The organism is Burkholderia pyrrocinia, assembly GCF_003330765.1.
Taxonomy (GTDB): Bacteria; Pseudomonadota; Gammaproteobacteria; order Burkholderiales; family Burkholderiaceae; genus Burkholderia; species Burkholderia pyrrocinia_B.
This window is the reverse complement of record NZ_CP024902.1, coordinates 3,226,509-3,249,095: the sequence shown is the minus strand read 5'-3', so window position 1 is coordinate 3,249,095 and position 22,587 is coordinate 3,226,509. Positions and strand designations below refer to the sequence as shown.

Here is a 22,587-nt window from a genome sequence, read left to right as displayed (position 1 = left end):
CGTTCGCCGCTGCACGCCTTCCCGGGGGGCGCGGGCCGGCCGCCGCCGTGTTGTACGCGCTGCGGCGCCCGCATGACGGCGGCGGGAATCCATCATCCAGAACCGACACAATACGGGGGAGACTCACCCATGAAGCGATTCAAGACTTTCGCGATCCGTTCGATCACGGCCGGCGTGGCCGCACTCGCGCTGGCAGGTGCCGCGCACGCACAGACCGTCAAGGTGCTGTCGATCGTCGACCATCCGGCGCTCGACGCGATCCGCGACGGCGTGCGCGCCGAACTGAAGGCGGAAGGCTACGGCGACGACAAGCTCAAGTGGGAATACCAGAGCGCGCAGGGCAACACGGGCACGGCCGCGCAGATCGCGCGCAAGTTCGTCGGCGACCAGCCCGATGTGATCGTCGCGATCGCAACGCCGGCCGCGCAGTCGGTCGTCGCAGCGACGAAGAGCGTGCCCGTCGTCTATTCGGGCGTCACCGATCCGGTCGCCGCACAGCTCGTGAAGGGCTGGGGCCCGTCGGGCGGCAACGTGACGGGCGTGTCCGACAAGCTGCCGCTCGACCGCCAGGTCGCACTGATCAAGCGCGTCGTGCCGAATGCGAAGACGGTCGGCATGGTCTACAACCCGGGCGAAGCGAACTCGGTCGTCGTCGTGAAGGCGCTCAAGGAGCTCCTCGCGAAACAGGGGATGACGCTGAAGGAAGCGGCCGCGCCGCGCACCGTCGACATCGGCCCGGCCGCGAAAAGCCTGATCGGCAAGGTCGACGTGATCTATACGAACACCGACAACAACGTCGTGTCCGCGTACGAAGCGCTCGTGAAGGTCGCGAACGAAGCGAAGATCCCGCTCGTCGCCGGCGACACCGACAGCGTGAAGCGCGGCGGCATCGCGGCGCTCGGCATCAACTACGGCGACCTCGGCCGCCAGACGGGCAAGGTCGTCGCACGCATCCTGAAGGGCGAGAAGCCGGGCGCGATCGCGTCGGAGACGAGCAGCAACCTCGAGCTGTTCGTCAATACGGGCGCGGCTGCGAAGCAGGGCGTGACGCTGTCGTCGGATCTCGTGAAGGAAGCGAAGACGGTCATCAAGTAAGCCGCGGCCCGACCGCTGCGCCGGCAGGCCCGATCCGGGCCTGAACGACACCGCCGAACGGGCGGCTTCCACCCGGGGCTGCCCGTTCGCTTCGCCCGGCCGTACACGTCCGGCCGGGAAGCAACAGGATTCCCCATCATGTCTCTGTTCTCGTTACTGGGCGCGCTGGAGATCGGCCTGATCTTCAGTCTCGTCGCCCTCGGGGTGCTGATCTCGTTTCGCATCCTCAACTTCCCCGACCTCACCGTCGACGGCAGCTTTCCGCTTGGCGGCGCCGTTGCCGCGACGCTGATCTCGGCCGGCTACGACCCGTTCAGCTCGACCTGCATCGCGATCGTCGCGGGCGCGGTTGCCGGCTTCATCACGGGCTGGCTCAACGTGCGCCTGAAGATCATGGACCTGCTCGCCAGCATCCTGATGATGATCGCGCTCTATTCGGTGAACCTGCGCATCATGGGCCGGCCGAACGTGCCGCTCATCACCGAGCCGACGATCTTCACCGTGCTGCAGCCCGACTGGATGCCCGACTACGTGCTGCGCCCGGCGCTGCTCGCAATCGTCGTCGTGGTCGCGAAGCTCTGCCTCGACTGGTTCTTCTCGTCGCAGCTCGGCCTCGCGATGCGCGCGACCGGCGCGAATCCGCGGATGGCGCGCGCGCAAGGCATCGCGACGGGCCGCTCGACGCTCGCCGGGATGGCGCTGTCGAATGCGCTCGTCGCGCTCGCCGGCGCGTTGTTCGCGCAGACGCAGGGCGGCGCGGACATCTCGATGGGGATCGGCACGATCGTGATCGGGCTGGCCGCCGTGATCATCGGCGAGACGCTGCTGCCGGCACGCCGGCTCGTGCTGACGACGCTCGCCGTCGTGCTTGGCGCGATCGTCTACCGCTTCTTCATCGCGCTCGCGCTGAACAGCGAATTCATCGGCCTGAAGGCGCAGGATTTGAACCTCGTGACGGCCGCGCTCGTCACGATCGCGCTGGTGCTGCCGGCGACGCGCAAGAAGCTGTTCGCGCGCAAGAACGGAGGGGCATGACATGCTGTCCGCACAAGACCTGAAACTCACGTTCAATCCCGGCACGCCAATCGAGACGCGCGCGTTGCGCGGGCTGTCGCTCGAGATTCCTGACGGCCAGTTCGTCGCGGTGATCGGCTCGAACGGCGCCGGCAAGTCGACCTTCCTCAATGCGGTCAGCGGCGACCAGCGCGTCGATTCGGGGCGCATCGCGATCGATGGCGCGGACGTCACGCGCCAGCCCGCGTGGGACCGCGCGCACCTCGTCGCGCGCGTGTTCCAGGATCCGATGGCCGGCACCTGCGAGGCGCTGACGATCGAGGAGAACATGGCGCTCGCGATGGCGCGCGGCGTGCGGCGCGGCTTCCGGGCCGCACTCGGCCGGCCGTCGCGCGAGCTGTTCCGCGACAAGCTGCGGCTCTTGAACCTCGGCCTCGAGAACCGGCTGACCGACCGGATCGGGTTGCTGTCGGGCGGGCAGCGGCAGGCCGTGAGCCTGCTGATGGCGTCGCTGCGGCCGTCGCGGATCCTGCTGCTCGACGAGCACACGGCCGCGCTCGACCCGAAGACGGCGGCGTTCGTGCTGGAGCTGACCGCGCGTATCGTCGCCGAAAGCAAGCTGACGACGATGATGGTCACGCACAGCATGCGACAGGCGCTCGACTACGGCGACCGCACGGTGATGCTGCACCAGGGGCAGGTCGTGCTCGACGTGTCGGGCGGCGAACGCAAGGGGCTCGACGTGCCGGACCTGCTGCAGATGTTCGAGAAGGTGCGGCACGAGCAGCTCGACGACGACGCGCTGCTGCTGGGGTGAGGCAACGCGCGTGTGCCGGCGCGATGCGGGGTGCCGCGTCGCGTCGGCCGGACGCTTTGGCTTTCCCATGTTTTTCTTCTGACGAAAGGCCGGTTTTCACTGGCGCTGTGCGACGCGAGCGCATTGCCATATACTGTATATCCATACAGTTGTGGGTGGCGTCATGCTCGCATCCTCCATTTCCCCCGAATCCCTTCATCCGTCGCTCTGGCGCGGTTCGCAACTCGCGCGCGGCGGTCCGCGCACGATCGACACGGGTTTTGCGTCGCTGTCCAGCGAGCTGCCGGGCGGCGGCTGGCCGGTCGGCGGGCTCGTCGAATTGCTGGCCGCGCAGCCGGGCTGCGGCGAGATGCGGCTGCTCGCGCCCGCGCTCGCGCGCACCGTCAGCGCGCGGCGCCCGCTCGCGCTCGTCGCGCCGCCGCAAGCGCCGCATGCGACCGCGCTCGCCAGTCTCGGCGTGCCGGCCGACGCGCTACTGTGGCTGCGTGCGGGCAGCCGCACGGATGCGTTGTGGGCTGCCGAGCAGGTGCTCAAGACTGGCTGCTGCGGCGCGCTGCTGCTCTGGCAGGACGCGCGGCCCGATGCGCTGCGGCGCCTGCATCTCGCGGCCGCGCGCACCGGCGACACGCTGTTCGTGATGCTGCGCCCGCTGTCGGCCGCGCGGCAGCCGTCGCCGGCCGTGCTGCGCGTCGCGCTGTATCCGGTGCCGGGCGGCGTGTCGCTCGACATCGTCAAGCGTCGCGGGCCCGCGCGCAGCGAGCCGCTCGTGCTCGACCTGCCGTCGCCCATCGTGGAGAGCCGCTATGCGCGTCTTGCTCGGCATCCATCTGCCGCGCCTGCCGCTCGACGTGTGCGCCCCGCTGCTGTTTGACGGCGGCGCGGATGACACGGGCGAGGCAAGCGACGCAGGCGAGGCGGACGACGCGGGCTGCGCGGTGCTCGAACAGGGCGTCGTGCTGATCGCCGACGCGCCCGCGCGCCGGCACGGCGTGCGCGCGGGCATGAAGCGCGGCGGCGTGCTCACGCTCGCGCCGCACACGCGGCTCGTCGAACGCGATCCCGCGCGCGAGGCTGACGCGCTGCGCGCGGTCGCGCTCGCGTTGCTGCGCTTTTCGCCGTGCGTCGCGCTCGACAGCGAAGCCACGCTCATCGTCGACGTCGGCCCGAGCCTGCGGCTGTTCGGCGGTCTGCCGTCGCTGTGCCGCCAGGTGCGCGCGACGCTCGCGGCGCTCGGCTATGCCGCGCGCCTGTCCGCTGCACCGACCGGGTGCGGCGCATGGCTGCTGGCGCGCGTATCGGCCCGTGCGCGGATCCGGCGCCGGGTGGCCGGCCGCGCGTCGCTGGTCCGCGCGCTCGACGGGCTGCCGTGCGTGCTGTTGCCCGATGCGCGTCCGTATGCGGGCTGGTTCGACGGTCTCGGCTGCCGCACGCTCGCCGATCTGCGCGGCCTGCCGCGCGCGGGGCTGCAGCGGCGCTGCGGTCCCGCGCTGCTGGCCGCGCTCGATCGTGCGTATGGCGACGCGGTCGAGCCGCTCGCGTGGATGGCGGTGCCGCCCGTGTTCGACGTGCGGCTCGAATTGCCGGAGCGCGTCGAATATGCGGAGGCTGTGCTGTTCGCCGCGCGGCGGCTCGTTGTGCAGCTGTGCGGCTGGCTGGCCGCGCGGCAGCTGTCGCTGGCCGCGATGACATTCGATCTCGAGCACGAGCGCGGCCGCCAGGCTGTGCCGCCGACGCCGCTCGAACTCGCGTTCGCCGCACCCGTGCGCGACGAGGCACACTTCATGCGGCTGCTCGGCGAGCGGCTCGCGCGCGTCGAACTGCCGGCCGCGGTGATCGCGGTGCGTCTGAAGGCCACGCGCGTCGAATCGGTCGCGCCGCCGGCCGACGATCTCTTTCCCGAGCCGGGCAGCACGCGCGAGACGCGCGAGCGGCTGTTCGAGCTGCTGGTCGCGCGGCTCGGCGCGGACAACGTGCTGCGTGCGGCGCCCGTCGCCGATCATCGGCCCGAGGCCGCGAACCGCTGGTTGCCGCTCGATGCGCAGGCGGGCAAGCCGGCTGTCGCGCTGCCCGCCGCGCCGCCGCGTCCCGCGTGGCTGCTGGCCGAGCCGCTGCCGCTGCTGATGCGCGGGGAGCGGCCGGTGTTCCATACGCCGCTCAGGATGATGTCGTCGCCCGAGCGGATCGAGGCGGGTTGGTTCGACGGTCAACTGGTCGAGCGTGATTACTGCGTCGCGCAGGACGAAGAGGGCGCGTGCTACTGGGTATTCAAGGAACGGACGAGCAGCCAGGCGGACCCGCGCTGGTTTCTGCACGGGCTGTTCGGGTGAGCGGCGATGAATGCGGAATTCAGTGTGCTGCCCGATTACGCGGAGTTGTTCTGCCGCTCGAACTTCTCATTCCTGCATGGCGCGTCGCATGCAGACGAATTGGTCGAGCGCGCAGTCGAACTCGGCTATCGCGGGATCGCGATCACAGACGAATGTTCACTCGCGGGTGCGCCACGCATGCATGTCGCGGCGAAAGCGGCCGGGCTGCCGCTGATCGTTGGCTCGTACTTCGAGGTGACGCCGGACGATGTTCCGCCCGGCTACGATCCGGGGCCCGGCGCGTTCGGGCTCGTGTTGCTCGCGCAGAATCGTGAAGGCTACGGCAACCTGTCCGAGCTGATTTCGTGGCGGCGGATGGCAGCGCCGAAGGGTACGTACCAACTGACGTCGCGGATGTTGTCGGCGCCACCTGAAAAATTCGCGCATTTGCGCGGGATGCCCGACTGCTTCGCGATCCTCGTGCCGGCGTATCCGGTTCGCGCGAACGTGCTTGATGCACAGGTCGCGTGGTTCCGCGCGACGTTCGGCGAGCGTGCGCGGCTCGGGCTCGTGCAACTGCAGCGCGCGCTGGATGGTGTGCAGCGCGAGGAGATTCGCGAGGCTGGGGCGCGGCGCGGCGTGCGCGTTGTCGCGCTTGGTGACGTGACGATGCATAAGCGTTCATGCAAGAAGTTGCAGGATGTGATGACGGCGATTCGCGTCGGGATGCCGGTGTCGGAATGCGGCTATGCGCTCGCGCCGAACGCGGAACAGCATCTGCGTTCGCGCGGGCGGATCGCGAAGCTGTTTTCGGCTGACGAAATCGCGGAGACGTGCGCGATTCTCGATGGGTGTCATGTCGAACTCGACAAGCTGCGCTATGAGTATCCCGATGAGATCGTGCCGAAGGGGCTCACGCCGACGAGTTATCTGGAACAGGAAACCATGGCAGGGGCGGCCGAGCGTTATCCGCAGGGTATTCCGGAGAAAGTGGAGAAGCAGATCCGGCATGAACTCGACCTGATCGAAAGACTGGAATACGAACCGTTCTTCCTGACTGTCTACGACATCGTCAAATACGCACGCAGCCAGAACATCCTGTGCCAGGGACGAGGCTCGGCGGCAAACTCGGTAGTCTGTTATTGCCTCGGCATCACTGAGGTCGATCCCGATCAGAGCACGATGCTGTTCGAACGCTTCATCAGCGAGGAGCGTGGCGAGCCACCCGACATCGATGTCGACTTCGAGCATCAGCGTCGGGAAGAAGTGATTCAGCATATCTACAGCAAATACGGACACGATCGCGCCGCACTCGCGGCCGCCGTATCGACTTACCGCCCGCGTGGTGTGCTGCGCGAAACCGGCAAGGCGCTCGGCGTCGATCCGATGCTGATCGACCGCGTTGCGAAAGGGCATCGCTGGTTCGACGGCAGTCGCGACCTGCTGCAGCAATTCGCCTCGGTCGATCTCGATCCAGGCGCGCCAATCATTCAGGCATGGGCTGAACTTGCTACCCGGCTGCTCAACTTTCCGCGCCACCTGTCGCAGCACTCCGGCGGCTTCGTGATCAGCCGCGGCAAGCTCACGCGGCTCGTGCCGGTCGAGAACGCAGCGATGGACGGGCGGCGCGTGATCCAGTGGGACAAGGACGATCTCGAGGCGCTCGGGCTGATGAAGGTCGACGTGCTCGCGCTCGGCATGCTGTCGGCGCTGCATCGCGCGTTTGACATGCGCACCGCGTGGCGCGGGCCGCCGGAGCCGGACGGCAAGCCGTTTACGCTGAAGCACATTCCGCAGGATGACGAAGCGACCTACGACATGATCTGCCGTGCCGACACGGTTGGCGTATTCCAGATCGAATCGCGCGCGCAGATGTCGATGTTGCCGCGTCTGCGGCCGCGCGACTATTACGACCTGGTGATCGAGGTTTCGATCGTGCGTCCCGGGCCGATCCAGGGCGGCGCCGTGCATCCGTATCTGAAGCGGCGCAGGATCAAGGCGGGAGAGGAGAAAGGGGACATCACCTATCCGAGCGACGCGCTCAAGGAAGTGCTCGAACGCACGCTCGGCATCCCGATCTTTCAGGAACAGGTAATGCAGATCGCGATCGTCGCGGCCGGCTTCACGCCCGGCGAAGCCGACAAGTTGCGTCGTGCGATGGCCGCGTGGAAACGCAGGGGGGATCTCGGCCCTTACCATGACAAGATCGTCGACGGCATGCTGGCCCGCGGCTACACGAGCGAATTCGCCGAACAGATCTTCGAGCAGATCAAAGGCTTCGGCGAATACGGCTTCCCCGAGAGCCACGCGGCCAGTTTCGCGAAACTGGCCTATGCGAGCAGCTGGCTCAAATGTCACGAACCGGCGATCTTCCTCGCCGCGCTGCTGAACAGTCAGCCGATGGGTTTCTACCCGCCATCGCAACTCGTACAGGACGCGAAGCGCCACGGCGTGCAGGTCCTGCCGATCGACGTGACGCAAAGCGGTTGGGAGGCATCGCTCGAAGCGCTGCCCGGCCAGCCGCCGCCACACGGCCAGCCGGCTGTGCGGCTCGGCCTGTCGCTCGTGCGCGGTCTCGGCGAGGCGGCCGCGCGACGCATCGACATCGCGCGTGCGGCTGGCCCCTTTGAGAACGTCGACGCACTGGCGCGCCGCGCGCAACTCGAACGTCGCGACCTCGAAGCGCTCGCCGCCGCGAACGCGCTCGCGACGCTTGCCGGCCATCGCCGAGACGCGCTGTGGCAGGCCGTCGCTGCTGCGCCGGAGCGCGACCTGCTCGCGGCCGCGCCGATCGACGAACCGGACAAGCCCGCGCTCGGCGCGCCGTCGGAAGCCGACGACATCCTCGCCGACTACAGCACGACGGGTCTCACGCTGAACCGCCATCCTGTTGCGCTGCTGCGGCCCGCGCTGCAGGCGCGGCGGCTGTCGTCGGCGGAGGCACTGCGCGACCGCCCGAACGGCCGGCTCGCGCGTGCATGCGGGCTCGTGACCGCGCGGCAGATGCCGGGCACCGCGAAAGGCGTGATGTTCATGACGCTGGAGGACGAGACCGGCTGCGTGAACGTGATCGTCCGGCCCGAACTGCTCGCGCGACAGCGTCGCGAGACGCTCGATTCGCAACTGCTCGCGGTGTCGGGCGTGTGGCAGGTCGTGAGCGACGTGAGGCACCTCGTCGCGCAGCATTTCGAGGATCTGACGTCGCTGCTCGGCGGTTTGCGCACATCGAGCCGGGAATTTCACTGATGCACGCCGGTGCGATGCATGCCAGTGTGCGATATGGGTTCTATGTCGATATCGGTTGGCGGGCGCCTTGGCCGCCGGTTGGCCGCACGGAACGGTCATGGCGTCGAGAGGCCGGGGAGGGGGCGTGACAATGGAGAGGCTTCCACCATCGCCCCAGACAAGGAGACCGTCGTTCAATGAATGGGGCTCCGCCAGCCTCACCGGCTCGCTGGCCCCGACAGTTCCCGACAAACGCGTTGCGCGACGATTCCCGCGCGGCGACTCGACGCCGCGCGGGAATGCGCATGGCGCGCGCTACGCCATTACTGGTACATGATCGAATACAGCACCGACGTGTTCACCGTACCCGCGGACGCAGCGCCGCCCATCGCGACATACTGGGCCTGGTACGGCAGCGTGGCGGCGCCGTTCGAGAGCGCGACGGCCGTCGAATTCTCCGCGGCCTTGCCGATCCCGATCTGGCTGTGATCGTTGCCATTGAGCACGCCGACCTCGACGTTCTTCGCCGTACCCTGCGCGTTGACCAGCTGGCCGGTCGTCGAGTTGACCGTCGTACCCGGTTCGAAGTGGGTGTAGACGTTGCCCGAGTTCGGCGTGCAGTTGGTCAGCGCGATGTTGAACGGCGTACGGCCCGCGGTCGAGCCGCCCACCGCCAGCGACGACGTTGCCACCTTCGGCAGCTGGACCGTGAAGTTCGTGCCGCCGGAGTCGTTGCCGTTGATCGTGCAGGTCTGGCTGCCGATCTTGCCGTTGATCGTGATCTGGCCGTCGGCCGCGTGCGACACCGCCGGCAGTGCTGCCGCCATGGCCACCGTGAGCGCTGCGATGCTGGAGAATGCGAGTTTCATATCAATTTCCTGGTACGTAAGTAGAAAAACGGATTCCGTCGTCGAATCGCCGCCGCTGCCCTTGCCGGCACCGCCTGCTACTCGCGACCTCCTCCTGCGATGGCCTCCTGACACAACCCATTCGGATTGCTAAGCAGAAGCCGGTTTTAACCGCCGGTCGGCGGCTTGCCGGAGAAAACTCACGTTGCGTGACTTCGTCTCGCGAACGCTTCGTTTCCCCAGGATTCGAAATGCCAATGGCCTCGTGCGCTCACTGATAGCTCATGGTGAACGTGGCGACTCCCTTTACTGTTCCGCCGGACACCGGGCCGTCGGCGACGTACTGCACGCTCAGCGGGATGTTCGACGTCGACGCCGACGGACCGACATACCACTGGTTCAGATTGCCGGGGACGCGCGAATCGGGGCCGTAGCGGACCGGCCGCCCGTTTTGTGAGACGCGCAGCTTCACCCCCTTCGCCGTCGAGTCCTGGGTCAGCGTCAACAGGTCGCTCGTGTTGCCCGGGGCAGTCAGATCGGTCAAGGTCACGTACACGTTCGAGCCGGCCCGGCAAGTCAGCCCGATATTGAAGCCGGTGTCGCCCGCAGTGGCACCCGCAAGATTCAGCTTGCTCGCGCCGACAGGTGGCAGGCGCACCTCCGGCGACGAGTTCGTGACCGTGCAACTCTGCTGCATGGGCTTGAGGGTCCCACTAATTTGATGAGTGACAACCATTCTGTTATGAGCGGCGGGATCGTCAATGTTTCTGTTTGCAAGCCTGACTACAAATACCGGTGGTCGTGAGTCGTTTGGCATTTGTGTTATTTTGTAAATGCCATCGCTCAGCTTGATCAACTCTATCTTCATCCTGATCATGCCGGAAACGGGGTTGGCGCCAGTAATTGTGGTCCCCCACTCAGTTGTGGTAAAGCCCAAGGGATTCATCACCTGACCCGTATCCATGTTGGTCATGCGCAAACCAGTGTACTTATAAAGACCTTCATAAGCAGTGTTGAACTGCCCGACTCCCGGAAACTGCGTTGCCAGTGCCAGAGCGCCGTCGTATTTGATAGAAAATCCGCCTATATTGAGTGGGTAAGCAGGAGGGTTGATCGGGCAATCGTACGCAAGATTGAATACTATCGTTGCAATGGGAGCGCCATCCGGAACATCACGTGGAATGACAATATCGCCGAAGGTGAAGCGTGTGTTGCTGACATGGGATAATTGTGTGAATTTACAAATGGCCTGAGCATATGCGGAATGATTAACGCAAATCCATGCGAATCCAAAAAACGTGATAAGTCTCAATATGCGAATCAGGCGGTTTTTTGCATCAAATTTCATTTGAATTTCCCTCCAACTTCAAAGCATCGGCGCTTGCCTCGCTACGTGTGTCGCTTGCGATGCCCTTGTGTTCGATTGAGCGAGCCTCGACGTCGGCATTCGCAGGCGCAGCCGCAGCGGCGGGATCAAGCGACTTGACGGCCTTTGGCGCGCTGTAATCGCAGACCGCATCGGCACGCGCATAAACCGCGCCCTTCGCATCCTTGGTCGGCAACTGGTAGGTGAACGCGCAGACGTCCGTGGATCGATTGCCCCATTTCGCCGTCAGCGTGCCGGTGTCCTCCACGCCTCGAACGAACAGGTGCCCGCCTTGCCCCACTGTCCCGACATACTTGCCGTCGTTGTCGACCACGCTGGTCCCGAAGGGCACCGGTGCTCCGTTCGGCTGGCGCACCGTCAACAACGCCGCCCGCCCGCTGACGGTCGCGAAACGAACCTTCACGACCGAGTTCGCGCGCGGCGCGATCTGCTGGCTGGTCGACATCATTTCGACATCGAGCGGAATGCCTTTCGGATCGAGTTCGATGGTGTTCATCCTGTACGGCGTCAGGTACGGCACCACCGCATAGCCGCGCCCGTCGATCCTCACGTCCGAGCCGTTCGTGATGCGCGCACCCACGGCGTTCTTCGCTTCGACGATCGCGACGGTGTCGCCGAGATCGTTCGCCAGCGTCACACCGCCCGCGTGCCCGACCAGGGCGCCCGACATGCCGGCGGACACGCTCGAATACCCGCTGCCGCCGCTCGCGCTGCCGGAGAACGTCGCGTAGGGGCTGCGGTACTGCAGGTTGCCGCCGCCGGACATCGAACCCGATACATGGTCCGCGTTCACGCCGTACGACAGCACGCCGGATTCACCGACCGAGCCGCTCAGCGACATCTGCTGGGACGAGCCGTTCCGGTTGTCGTACCCGATATTCGTGCTCAAGGTCGGCGCGTACGAGCGCTTGCCGAGCGGCAGCGACAGGTTCGCGAACACCTGGTTGTTCAACTGCCCGGTGAAACCGTCGCGCTGGCGCGATAGCGACAGGTTGTAGCTCAGGTTGACGCCACTCAGCCGGAAGCTGTTGTTGTAGCCGACCTGGAACTGGGTGGTCGTGCCCTGGCGGTTCCAGTAGCTGGCCGTCGATCCCACTGCGAACACGCTGCCGCGCTCTGCGCCGAGGTTCTGGTTCAAGGTCAGCTGAATCTGATTGCGCTGGCGGTATGCAGCGTTCGGGTCCGTGCCGGACGCCGAGCGTTCGCGTGCATACATCGTGTCGCGCATGCCCCAGTAGCCGCTCGACGAGTAGCGATAGGCCGCCACCGCGATATTGGTATTGGTCGCGTCCACGAACTTGCTGTAGCTCACGCGCACACTCTGGCCGCTGGTATTGGCCACCCCGGGGATCTTCGCCGACGCTTGCGTGACGTCGAACGCCAGCGCGCCGAGCGGGGTGTTGAACGCCGCCCCGACCAGCCCTGCCAGGTAGTTCTCCGCAACGATCGCGCCGGCGTACCCGGTCAGCAGATTGCTGATGCCGCGTTGCACCGTGACCTGCGCAAAATTCGGATGACCATTGAGCGACGGATCGCGTAACTGGCCGACCGCCACGCCATAGCGCGTCACGCCGGGGCGCAGCGATTGCACGACCGACGCGTATGGCACGGTGAAGCTGTGCTTGCTGCCGTCCGCTTCGGTGACTTTCACGAGCAGGTTGCCGCCGTAGCCCGTCGGGTAGAGATCGTTGATCTCGAACGGCCCGGGCGCCACGTTGGTTTCGTAGAGCACGTTGCCGTTCTGCGAGACCTCGACATGCGCGTTGCTCATCGCGATGCCGCGCACCACGGGTGCATAGCCGCGCATCGAATCCGGCAACATGCGATCGTCAGTTTCGAGCGTGACGCCTCGCATGCCGACGCTGTCGAACAGGCTGCCGTCGGTATAGGTCTCGCCGATTTTCAGCTGGCTGCGCAGCGCCGGCAGATCTCGCTGCACATAGGTGTTGATGCTCTGGTAGCCGCTGTCGCCGCCCGTTTGCGTGCTGTACGAGCCGTTGTGCCGGAAATGCCAGTTCCCGATGTTGACGCCGGCGGCGAGGCCGACGTACGCCTGCGTACTGGTGTAGCCGGACGACGCGCTGCGGAACACGTTCGCGTTGTATCGGAGCGTCGCGGAAGGTACGCTCTCGCTCCACAACTTGGGGCTGACATAGCCGCGCGGATTGCGCAGCAGTACTGCCTGCGGCACGCTCAGATCGAGACGCAGCTCGGACATGTCGAATGCGTACGACGCATCGTCGGCCAACCTGGAGATATCCGTGCATGCATCGCCCGCCTGGACGCGCGCCCACTCCGTGCGGGCAGCGTCGGACAGCGCGCGGTCGTCGATGCCGATGCGGCCGAGCAGCGATTTGTCGAAGCATGGTTTTGCGATGGTGCTGCCTTCGCTGGCGAGGAAGCGCACGTTCGTGCGACCGATCCAGGCGCCGTTCGTGTAGACATCGACCAGATAGTCGCCCGGCGCGACCGGGTTGCCTTTCTCGAAACGACCGAGATCGAGCTGCTGGCCGCGCGGCTTCATCATCAGCAGATCGCTGAAGCGAACTTGCGCGATCTCGAGCTTGTCCTCGGCCGCGCCCGGCAAACCCGACGCCTGGCCTTGCGCTGCCCAGCTGCCGAGCGCCGCGAGAACGAACACGTAGCTCAGCTTGAGTGCTGGGTGCGCCGCGTCCTGCGGTGGTTGATATTGATGAGACGTTCGCATTAGTCGATATCATTGATGCCGTAGCGTCATAACGCGAACGACGGTTTGCCAATGACGGTGCAATCACCGCCGATTCGGTTCCAGCCTGGAATGAGTTAGCCCGAAGCGTGCTGCGCTAGCGCGCGACCTTGGGTTCGTATTTGCCCTTGACGCCCGCGCCGTAATCGCTGAGATATGTGTAGTCGACCTCGATCGGTCCCGCCGGCAGCGATGGCACGTTGCCGACATCGAACTTCGCGGTGGCATTCGGATCGACCATGCCGCCCAGCTCGTTGGCCCACGTCGACGCGCCTGCCTTGACGGCAATCCGGCTGAACGTCACGTGATAGGGGGTGGGATTGTTCGCTTCCAGCACGTAGCCGCCACCTTGCTTCGGCGCGAAGTTCCAGCGCACCTGCTCGGCTGCTTCGCCCGCGTCGCCTTGCAACGCGGTAGGCCGGTAGAACAGCTTGATGCGTGAACGAAACGCGAGCTGCAGCATGTTCGGCGCGTCGGGATCTTCGGCCGCCTGTGGCGGGACGTCGAGCACGTTCAGCCAGAACAGCGACTCCCTGTCTTGCGGCAACGGATCCCCCGTGTAGAGGATTCGCAGGCTCTGCCCCTTCTTCGGGTCGAGCCGGAACAACGGGGGCGTTAGCGTGAACGGGACGTTGGACTCGCTCGGCAGCGCGTTCACGTCGCCGGCATCGATCCACGCCTGAACGAGTGAAGGCTTGTCCCCCTCATTGGTCAGCTTGACGGTGACCTCGCGCTCCTTTTCCGTATAGACGACTCGCGTGCCGCTGATCACGACGCTCGCGTCGGCCATGCTCGGGCCGAGCAACGACGCGGCCAGCATGGCGGTGCCTGCACCCTTGCGCCAACCCTTTCGTACGTCCATCGCTGATCTCCTTCTTTACAAACGAAACGGTTCATCCATGAACCGGACAAGGACGGGTGCCGCGCGGAACAGCCGCGGCTCCCGACCCACCCGTCATCCGACCGGCTTATTGATACGCGATCGAATACAGGACCGACGTAGCGACCGTGCCGGCGGTGGCTGCGCCACCGGTAGCGACGTACTGCGCGAAATAGTCGAGCGTGGCCGAACCACCCGAGATCGGCACCACTTGCGAGTTCTGCTGCGCCTGGGCCGCGCCGAGCTTGATGTTGGAGCTATCCTTGTTCAGCAGGCCGACTTCGACGTTCGATGCGGTACCCGTCACGTTCTTCAGCTGACCGGTTTCCGCGTTGACCGTCGTACCCGGTTCAAAGTACACCGAAGCATTGCCCGAATTGGGCGAGCAGTTCGTGAGTGCGATACGGAACGGCTTGCGGCCGGCGGTCGTGCCTGCCGTCGAGAGCGACGACGTCGACACGGTGGGCAGCGTCACGGTGAAATCCTTGCCGCCGCCGTCACCGGAGATCGTGCAGGTCTGGCCGGTGATTTCGCCCTTGAACGTGATGGTGCCGTCCGCTGCGTGGGCCGACGAAGCGATCGTTGCCAGACCAGCAGTTGCCAGCAAAACCGAGAGAACTTTCTTGCGCATGTAGATACCTTTCAATAGTGAGCTTGCGTCGAAAAACGACACGCGGACATTTCCCGTCGCGCCGGTGGCAACTGCCAGGAAAGCTGACCGAAGCCGTGACAGGAAACGGTTGTAATTATCGAAAGGTCCGACATCCACGGAAATGGGACGAGAATTAGTTTGTCTATCCAGACCGATAGGACGAGTACTAAATTGCAGTTTTGGACCCGTTTGGCGGTTTCGGGATCGCCTCCGAACGGACAGCGAACGTTGTCGAGACGCCCTCCAGACCCGCAGGCGTGCAGATGAATTAAATTCGGATCACTAATTATTATTCGGTCGGAGAGGGCGCGCACCATTCGGAACGCGAGCAGGGACCGCTGAATGGCGATTCGCCGTCAAGCGATCCACATCATCCCGGACGTAAGCGGCGGTACCCCGAAGCCGCATTGCCGTTAAGGCACGCGATGGCGTGCATTCTTCGCCACAAGCGACGCGGTTGATTTTTCGATCTCCCGGATCATCGAGCGTGCTGCGCGGCCATGCCGCGGGTGCCGCTGCCGGGCCGCAGCACCACGTCGTGCCGTTCGTGATACCGGATGAAATCCGGGACGCGCTGCGCTCGCTGGCGGTGATCGTCGACGCGCATCCGCGCAATGCATACCAGTTGGTGAAACTGGTCCTATCTCAATAGCATTTCGGTGCGCTGACAGCCGCCTGTAGGCTGTCATGAACTGTCCCTTTGCATCCCGCATCGGGTAAATCCCTATCCTGCAAGGCATTGTAAACAAAGGCTTTGTTTGAGCTAAAACGCTTGCCTGGCAAGGCTTTCGGCGATTTCCACGAGGCTAATACCAGTTCGTTGACTGGTATTATTGTGGTTATATAATGCCCTCACTTTCGATGGTGCGCGTGCGTCGTCCGGCTTCCCTGGTGTACAGGCCGATTGCCACGGCTTCGTCGCCTGGTTGAAACGCCGACCGGCGACACTGCACCGGCGCGCGGCAAGTGCCGCAAGCAACAGATTCCGGAACTCACGACGCGGATGCCCGCGTCACCAGATCATCAAGAGAACGTCATGCTGACTGGAAACATCCTCACCCCCGACGGCTGGATTCACGGTTCGCTCGATAGCGAGAACGGCCGCATCACCACGCTCGACGGTACGCCCGCCGATCCCGCGAAGAACGACGCGCCGTACATCCTGCCCGGCTTCATCGACCTTCACGTGCACGGCGGCGGCGGCGCCGACGTGATGGAAGGCGGCGACGCGATCGAGACGATCGCCCGCACGCACGCGCAATTCGGCACGACGAGCCTGCTCGCGACGACGATGACCGCGCCGCGCGACGAACTGATGAAGGTCGTCGGCAACCTCGGCTCCGTCGCACGCACCCGCACGCCGGGCGGCGCGCGCGTGCTCGGCGTGCACCTCGAAGGGCCGTACATCAACCCCGGCAAGCTCGGCGCGCAGCCCGACGCGGCCGTGTCGGCCGTGCTCGACGAAGTGCTGAAGTACCTGTCGATCGCGCCGATCCGCGTCGTCACGCTCGCGCCGGAAATCGCCGGCCACATCGAGATCATCGGCGAGATGGCCGCGCGCGGCGTGCGCGTGCAGCTCGGCCACTCGCTCGCGACCTACGACGACGCCGTCGCCGCGCTCAAGCACGGCGCGTGCGGCTTCACGCACCTGTTCAACGCGATGTCGCCGCTGCATCACCGCAACCCGGGCCTGGTGGGCGCGGCGCTTGCGCATGCCGAATACGCGGAAATCATTCCCGACCTGCTGCACGTGCATCCGGGCGCGATTCGTGCTGCGCTGCGCGCGATCCCGCGCCTGTACGTCGTGACCGACAGCACGTCCGCAACGGGCATGCCCGACGGCGAATACCGGCTCGGCAGCCAGCACGTGACGAAATGCCTTGGCGGCGTGCGGCTGGCCGACGGCACGCTCGCCGGCAGCACGCTGACGATGGACCAGGCGTTGCGCAACCTCGTGTCGCTCGGCCTGCCGATCGCCGACGTGTCGAACCGGATGTCGCGCTATGCGGCCGACTACCTCGGGGTCGCCGATCGCGGCCGCCTCGTGCGCGGCGCATGGGCCGACCTCGCGGTGTTCGATCGCGACCTGAACCTCACCGCGACCTACGTCGAAGGAGAATCGATTGTCGAATATGCTTAAGGAAGCGCGCGAGTCCGCCCAGGTCGTCGCCGCGCAGATCGCCGACACCACGCGCGTCGAAGCGCTCGCCGGCCAATTGCTCGATCACCCGCCGGCAGTCGCCTTGACGGTTGCGCGCGGCAGCTCGGATCACGCCGCGAGCTATTTCGCGAGCCTGACGATGAGCCGCCTCGGTGTGCCGGTTGCGTCGCTGCCGATGTCGGTCGCGACGCTGCAGCAGGCGCCGCTGAAGGTGCAGGACCAGCTCGCGATCGCGTTCTCCCAGTCGGGCAAGAGCCCCGATCTCGTCAACACGATGGCCGCGCTGCGCGAAGCCGGCGCGCGCACCGTCGCCGCCGTGAACGTGCTGCCGTCGCCGCTCGCCGACGCGTGCGAGCACCAGTTGCCGTTGCTCGCCGGCCCCGAACTGTCGGTCGCCGCGACGAAGAGCTACATCGCGATGCTGTCGCTGTCCGCGCAGATCGTCGCGTTCTGGCAGCGCGACGCGGCACTGATAGCCGCGCTGCGCGGCCTGCCCGATGTGCTCGCGCAGGCCGGCCGGCTCGACTGGTCGCAAGCCGTTGCCGCGCTCGCGGGCGTCGAGCGGATGATCGTCATCGGCCGCGGCCTCGGTCTCGCCATCGCGCAGGAAGCCGCGCTGAAGCTGAAGGAAACCTCCGGCATCCAGGCCGAGGCGTTCTCGAGCGCCGAAGTCCGTCACGGCCCGATGGAGCTGATCGACCGCGACTATCCGCTGCTCGTGTTCGCGCCGCCGGGGCCTGAGCAGGCCGGCCTGCTGCAGCTCGTCGAAGACATGCGCGCACGCGGCGCCGCCGTGCTGCTCGCGGCGCCCGCCGGCACGCCCGGCGCGACGTTGCCGCTCGCGCAGTCCGCCCATCCGGCGCTCGACCCGATCGCCGCCATTCTTTCGTTCTACGTGATGGCGGCGGATCTCGCCGTCGCGCGCGGCCGCAATCCCGACACGCCGCGCCACCTGAACAAAGTCACCGAAACGCACTGATAGCCGAGAAAGCCGATGAGACGCGCCGAGGAGTCCCAGTTGAACAGCCCCACCCACGATCAGATCGTCCTGCTTGCCCCGCTGACGGGGCCGATCGTCGCGCTGGCCGACGTGCCCGATCCGGTGTTCTCCGGCGGGATGTTCGGTGACGGTATCGGCATCGACCCGCTTGCGGGCAAGCTCGTCGCGCCGTGCGCGGGCATCGTGTCGCATCTCGCGCGCACGGGCCACGCGGTGACGATCACGACGCCGCAAGGCGCGGAAGTGCTGCTGCACATCGGCATCGACACCGTCGAGCTGAACGGGCAGGGCTTCGCCGCGCACGTCGAGGCAGGCGCGCGTGTCGAAGCGGGCGATCTGCTGATCGAGTTCGACCAGGACGCGGTCGCGCGCAGCGCGCACTCGCTCGTGTCGGTGATCGCGATCGCGAACTCCGACGCGTTCGAGGTCGTCGACCGCGCGAGCGGTTTCGCGACGGCCGGCAAGACGCCGCTGCTCGCGCTGCGCGGCAAGGGTGAAGCCGCCGAGCAGGCGGCACAGGCCGGCGCGGCAGCGATGAACGAAGTGCGCCGCGAGATCGTGCTGGCGCAGCCGGGCGGCCTGCATGCGCGGCCGGCCGCGCGCGCACGTGAAGCCGTGCGCGGGTTCGACGCGACCGTCGACGTGCAGTTCGACGGCCGCAAGGCGTCGATCGCGAGCGTCGTCGGCCTGCTCGGCCTCGGCGCCGGCGAAGGCGCGACGGTTGAACTGGTCGGCCGCGGCGCGCACGCGCAGCAGGCCGTCGATGCGGTCGAGCACGAACTGCTGCGCGAAGCGCACGGCGAAGTCGAGGAAAAGCCGGCGCGGCTGAATTCGCCCGCGCCGCAGACGGTCGCGCGCAACGTCGGTGCGCCCATCGACCCGAACACGCTTGCAGGCGTGTGCGCGGCGCCCGGCATCGCGGTCGGCACGCTGGTGCGTCTCGACGATGCGGAAATCGTGCCGCCCGAGCAGGCATCCGGCACGCCCGCTACGGAAAGCCGCCAGCTCGATCAGGCGCTGAAGGCCGTCGACGGCGAACTCGACGAAACGGTGCGCAACGCGTCGGCGCGCGGCGCGGTCGGCGAAGCGGGCATCTTCGCGGTGCATCGCGTGCTGCTCGAGGACCCGACGCTGGTCGACGCGGCGCGCGACCTGATCAGCCTCGGCAAGAGCGCGGGCTTCGCATGGCGTGCGACGATCCGCACGCAGATCGACACGCTGTCGAAGCTCGACGACACGCTGCTCGCCGAACGCGCGGCCGACCTGCGCGACATCGAGAAGCGCGTGCTGCGCGCGCTCGGCCACACGAACGGCGCGGCGCGTGCGCTGCCCGACGAGGCCGTGCTCGCGGCCGAGGAATTCACGCCGTCGGACCTGTCGTCGCTCGATCGCCAGCGCGTGACCGCGCTCGTGATGGCGCGCGGCGGCGCGACGTCGCACGCGGCGATCATCGCGCGGCAGCTCGGCATCCCGGCGCTGGTTGCGGTCGGCGATGCGCTGTACGCGATTCCGGACGGCACGCAGGTCGTCGTCGATGCAAGCGCGGGCCGTCTCGAACACGCACCGACCGCGCTCGACGTCGAGCGCGCGCGGCACGAGCGCCAGCGCCTGGACGGCGTGCGCGAGTCGAACCGGCAGATGGCCGGCGTTGCTGCCGCGACGGCCGACGGCCGTGCGATCGAGGTCGCCGCGAACATCGCGACGCTCGACGACGCGAACACCGCGGTCGACAACGGCGCGGACGCGGTCGGCCTGCTGCGCACCGAGCTGATGTTCATCCATCGCCAGGTCGCGCCGACGGTCGCCGAACACCAGCAGAGCTACCAGTCGATCGTCGACGCGCTGCAGGGCCGCACCGCGATCATCCGCACGCTCGACGTCGGCGCCGACAAGGAAGTCGACTACCTGACGCTGCCGCCCGAACCGAACCCGGCGCTCGGCCTGCGCGGCATCCGCCTCGCGCAGGTGCGCCCCGATCTGCTCGACGATCAACTGCAGGGCCTGCTCGCGGTGAAGCCATTCGGCGCGGTGCGCATCCTGCTGCCGATGGTCACCGACGCGGGCGAGCTCGTGCGGCTGAGAAAGCGCATCGACGAATTCGCGCGCGCGCAGGGCCGCACCGAGCCGATCGAGGTCGGCGTGATGATCGAGGTGCCGTCGGCCGCGCTGCTGGCCGACCAGCTCGCGCAACACGCGGATTTCCTGTCGATCGGCACCAACGACCTGACGCAGTACACGCTCGCGATGGATCGCTGCCAGGCCGACCTGGCCGCGCAGTCCGACGGCCTGCATCCGGCCGTGCTGCGCCTGATCGACATCGCGGTGCGCGGCGCGGAAAGGCACGGCAAGTGGGTCGGCGTGTGCGGCGCACTGGGCGGCGATCCGCTCGCGGTGCCGATCCTCGTCGGCCTCGGCGTGACCGAGCTGTCGGTCGACCCGGGATCGGTGCCGGGCATCAAGGCGCGCGTGCGCCGTCTCGATTACCAGTTGTGCCGTCAGCGCGCGCAGGATCTGCTCGCGCTCGATTCGGCACAGGCGGTAAGGGCAGCAAGCCGCGAGGTCTGGCCGCTCGACTGAACGTCGACGGCAGGCTCGCGGCCCGTTTCACTACGAAAGCAATTAAGTCAACGACGAGACAAGGATTGGAGGACTGAATGAACGGGAATCCGTTTCTGAAAATACAGGGCCTGGGCCGGGCGCTGATGCTGCCGATCGCGGTATTGCCGGTCGCCGGCATCCTGCTGCGACTCGGCCAGCCGGACGTGTTCAACATCAAGATGATCGCCGACGCCGGCGGTGCGATCTTCGACAACCTGCCGCTGCTGTTCGCGATCGGCGTGGCGGTCGGCTTCGCGAAGGACAACAACGGCGTCGCGGCGCTCGCGGGTGCGATCGGCTACCTGATCGAAACCGCGATCATGAAGGACATCGATCCCAAGCTGAACATGGGCGTGCTGTCCGGGATCATCGCGGGTGTGGTCGCAGGCTTGCTGTACAACCGCTACAAGGACATCAAGCTGCCGGACTACCTCGCGTTCTTCGGCGGCAAACGGTTCGTGCCGATCATCACGGGGCTGGTATGCGTGATACTCGGCATCGTGTTCGGTTACGTCTGGCAGCCGGTCCAGCATGTGATCGATGCGGCCGGCCAGTGGCTGACGACGGCGGGCGCGATCGGTGCGTTCGTGTTCGGCTTCCTGAACCGCCTGCTGCTCGTCACGGGCCTGCACCACATCATCAACTCGCTCGCGTGGTTCGTGTTCGGCAACTTCACGCCGCCCGCCGGCGGCGACATCGTGCACGGCGACCTGCACCGCTTCTTCGCGGGAGACCCGACCGCGGGCACCTTCATGGCCGGCTTCTTCCCGATCATGATGTTCGGCCTGCCGGCCGCGTGTCTCGCGATGCTGCACGAAGCGCCGAAGGAGCGCCGCGCGATGGTCGGCGGCCTGCTGTTCTCGATGGCGCTCACGTCGTTCCTGACCGGCGTGACCGAGCCGATCGAATTCAGCTTCATGTTCCTCGCGCCGGTGCTGTACCTGATCCACGCGGTGCTGACGGGGCTGTCGCTCGCGATCTGCCAGATCCTCGGCGTGAAGCTCGGCTTCACGTTCTCGGCCGGCGCGATCGACTACGTGTTGAACTACGGGCTGTCGACGAAGGGCTGGATCGCGATCCCGCTCGGCATTGCGTACGGCGCCGCGTACTACGGGCTGTTCCGCTTCTTCATCCGAAAGTTCAACATGGCAACGCCGGGCCGCGAGCCGGCATCGGCCGATGCGGCGGCGGAATCGTACGCATCGGGCGGCTTCGTCGCGCCGGCTGCGGGCGCTGCCGCGGCTGCGCCGCGCGCGCAACGCTACATCGCCGCGCTCGGCGGTGCGGGCAACCTGACGGTCGTCGACGCATGCACGACGCGCCTGCGTCTGAGCGTCGTCGATCCGGAAAAGGTATCGGAGCCGGAACTGAAGTCGATCGGCGCGCGCGGCGTGCTCAAGCGCGGCGGCAACAGCGTGCAGGTGATCATCGGGCCCGAGGCCGACATCATTGCCGACGAGATGCGTACCGCCATCGGCAGCGGCGCGACCGGCGCGGCGTCGACGGTGACGGCCGCTGCGGCGCAGCCCGTCACGGGCGCGGCCGCCGGCCCGCTCGATCCGGAGCCGGCCCGCTGGCTCGCGGTGTTCGGCGGGGCGACCAACGTCGTGTCGCTCGACGCGGTCGCGACCACGCGCCTGCGCGTCGTCGTGCGCGATCCGGCGGCGGTCGATCGCGATCGTCTCGGCGCACTCGACGTCGCCTGGGTGTCGCTCGACACGTTCCACATCGTCTGCGGCAACGCGGCGGCACGTTATGCCGAACAGCTCGGCGCGCGCCTGCCGCCGTCGGGCGGCGGGGCGGCCGCGCAGCCGGCTTGACGCGACCGGGCCGGCCGGATCCGCGATGCGGGTTCGGGCCGGCCGGCAAAACGAAAACG

The 22,587-nt window shown here is 66.7% G+C and carries 16 protein-coding genes; 11 read left to right on the top strand and 5 right to left on the bottom strand.

Features of this window, described 5'->3' with window-relative positions; all coding sequences use genetic code 11:
* Nucleotides 1-129 precede the first annotated feature (129 nt).
* The 6 genes from CUJ89_RS15730 to CUJ89_RS15705 all read left to right on the top strand — a co-directional run bounded on the left by CUJ89_RS15730 (nucleotide 130) and on the right by CUJ89_RS15705 (nucleotide 8,478).
* Nucleotides 130-1,095, top strand: coding sequence for an ABC transporter substrate-binding protein (locus CUJ89_RS15730; RefSeq protein WP_114178127.1), 966 nt, complete (start codon nucleotides 130-132; stop codon nucleotides 1,093-1,095).
* Nucleotides 1,096-1,233: 138 nt separating this feature from the next.
* On the top strand, nucleotides 1,234-2,130 hold the full coding sequence (locus CUJ89_RS15725; protein ID WP_114178126.1) for an ABC transporter permease: 897 nt from the start codon (nucleotides 1,234-1,236) through the stop codon (nucleotides 2,128-2,130).
* 1 nt (nucleotide 2,131) lies between these two features.
* Nucleotides 2,132-2,926: an ABC transporter ATP-binding protein gene (locus CUJ89_RS15720; RefSeq protein WP_114178125.1), complete on the top strand. Its 795-nt coding sequence runs from the start codon at nucleotides 2,132-2,134 to the stop codon at nucleotides 2,924-2,926.
* Nucleotides 2,927-3,089: 163 nt separating this feature from the next.
* Nucleotides 3,090-3,797: a translesion DNA synthesis-associated protein ImuA gene (gene imuA / locus CUJ89_RS15715; RefSeq protein WP_114178124.1), complete on the top strand. Its 708-nt coding sequence runs from the start codon at nucleotides 3,090-3,092 to the stop codon at nucleotides 3,795-3,797.
* Nucleotides 3,730-5,253, top strand: coding sequence for a Y-family DNA polymerase (locus CUJ89_RS15710; RefSeq protein ID WP_114178123.1), 1,524 nt, complete (start codon nucleotides 3,730-3,732; stop codon nucleotides 5,251-5,253). The genes imuA and CUJ89_RS15710 overlap by 68 nt, the downstream gene beginning before the upstream one ends.
* 6 nt (nucleotides 5,254-5,259) lie before the next feature.
* Entirely contained in the window at nucleotides 5,260-8,478 is a 3,219-nt protein-coding gene (locus CUJ89_RS15705; protein ID WP_114178122.1) for an error-prone DNA polymerase, read from the top strand.
* A gap of 302 nt (nucleotides 8,479-8,780) precedes the next feature.
* On the opposite strand, the gene CUJ89_RS15700 is transcribed toward CUJ89_RS15705, so the two are convergent.
* The 5 genes from CUJ89_RS15700 to CUJ89_RS15680 form a co-directional block, all read right to left on the bottom strand.
* Nucleotides 8,781-9,326 (bottom strand): fimbrial protein, encoded by a 546-nt coding sequence (locus tag CUJ89_RS15700; protein ID WP_114178121.1) that lies wholly within the window; start codon nucleotides 9,324-9,326, stop codon nucleotides 8,781-8,783.
* A gap of 250 nt (nucleotides 9,327-9,576) precedes the next feature.
* Nucleotides 9,577-10,653: a fimbrial protein gene (locus CUJ89_RS15695; RefSeq protein WP_114178120.1), complete on the bottom strand. Its 1,077-nt coding sequence runs from the start codon at nucleotides 10,651-10,653 to the stop codon at nucleotides 9,577-9,579.
* Entirely contained in the window at nucleotides 10,643-13,399 is a 2,757-nt protein-coding gene (locus tag CUJ89_RS15690) for a fimbria/pilus outer membrane usher protein (RefSeq protein WP_114178119.1), read from the bottom strand. Before CUJ89_RS15690 ends, CUJ89_RS15695 begins: the two co-directional genes overlap by 11 nt.
* 115 nt (nucleotides 13,400-13,514) lie before the next feature.
* The gene (locus CUJ89_RS15685) at nucleotides 13,515-14,279 is read right to left on the bottom strand and encodes a fimbria/pilus periplasmic chaperone (RefSeq protein ID WP_114178118.1); all 765 of its coding nucleotides are present in this window, start codon (nucleotides 14,277-14,279) and stop codon (nucleotides 13,515-13,517) included.
* A 106-nt stretch (nucleotides 14,280-14,385) separates the two neighbouring features.
* The gene (locus CUJ89_RS15680; RefSeq protein ID WP_114178117.1) at nucleotides 14,386-14,928 is read right to left on the bottom strand and encodes a fimbrial protein; all 543 of its coding nucleotides are present in this window, start codon (nucleotides 14,926-14,928) and stop codon (nucleotides 14,386-14,388) included.
* 508 nt (nucleotides 14,929-15,436) lie between these two features.
* On the opposite strand from CUJ89_RS15680, the gene CUJ89_RS38000 reads away from it, so the two are divergent.
* The 5 genes from CUJ89_RS38000 to nagE all read left to right on the top strand — a co-directional run bounded on the left by CUJ89_RS38000 (nucleotide 15,437) and on the right by nagE (nucleotide 22,528).
* Nucleotides 15,437-15,601, top strand: coding sequence for a hypothetical protein (locus CUJ89_RS38000; RefSeq protein ID WP_161556541.1), 165 nt, complete (start codon nucleotides 15,437-15,439; stop codon nucleotides 15,599-15,601).
* A 384-nt stretch (nucleotides 15,602-15,985) separates the two neighbouring features.
* Nucleotides 15,986-17,089, top strand: a complete 1,104-nt coding sequence (nagA, locus tag CUJ89_RS15675) for an N-acetylglucosamine-6-phosphate deacetylase (protein WP_114178116.1) — start codon at nucleotides 15,986-15,988, stop codon at nucleotides 17,087-17,089.
* Entirely contained in the window at nucleotides 17,082-18,089 is a 1,008-nt protein-coding gene (locus CUJ89_RS15670) for an SIS domain-containing protein (protein WP_114178115.1), read from the top strand. Before nagA ends, CUJ89_RS15670 begins: the two co-directional genes overlap by 8 nt.
* A gap of 15 nt (nucleotides 18,090-18,104) precedes the next feature.
* The gene (ptsP, locus tag CUJ89_RS15665; RefSeq protein ID WP_114178114.1) at nucleotides 18,105-20,687 is read left to right on the top strand and encodes a phosphoenolpyruvate--protein phosphotransferase; all 2,583 of its coding nucleotides are present in this window, start codon (nucleotides 18,105-18,107) and stop codon (nucleotides 20,685-20,687) included.
* Nucleotides 20,688-20,764: 77 nt separating this feature from the next.
* Nucleotides 20,765-22,528 (top strand): N-acetylglucosamine-specific PTS transporter subunit IIBC, encoded by a 1,764-nt coding sequence (gene nagE, locus CUJ89_RS15660; protein ID WP_114178113.1) that lies wholly within the window; start codon nucleotides 20,765-20,767, stop codon nucleotides 22,526-22,528.
* The last annotated feature ends 59 nt before the right edge of the window (nucleotides 22,529-22,587 follow it).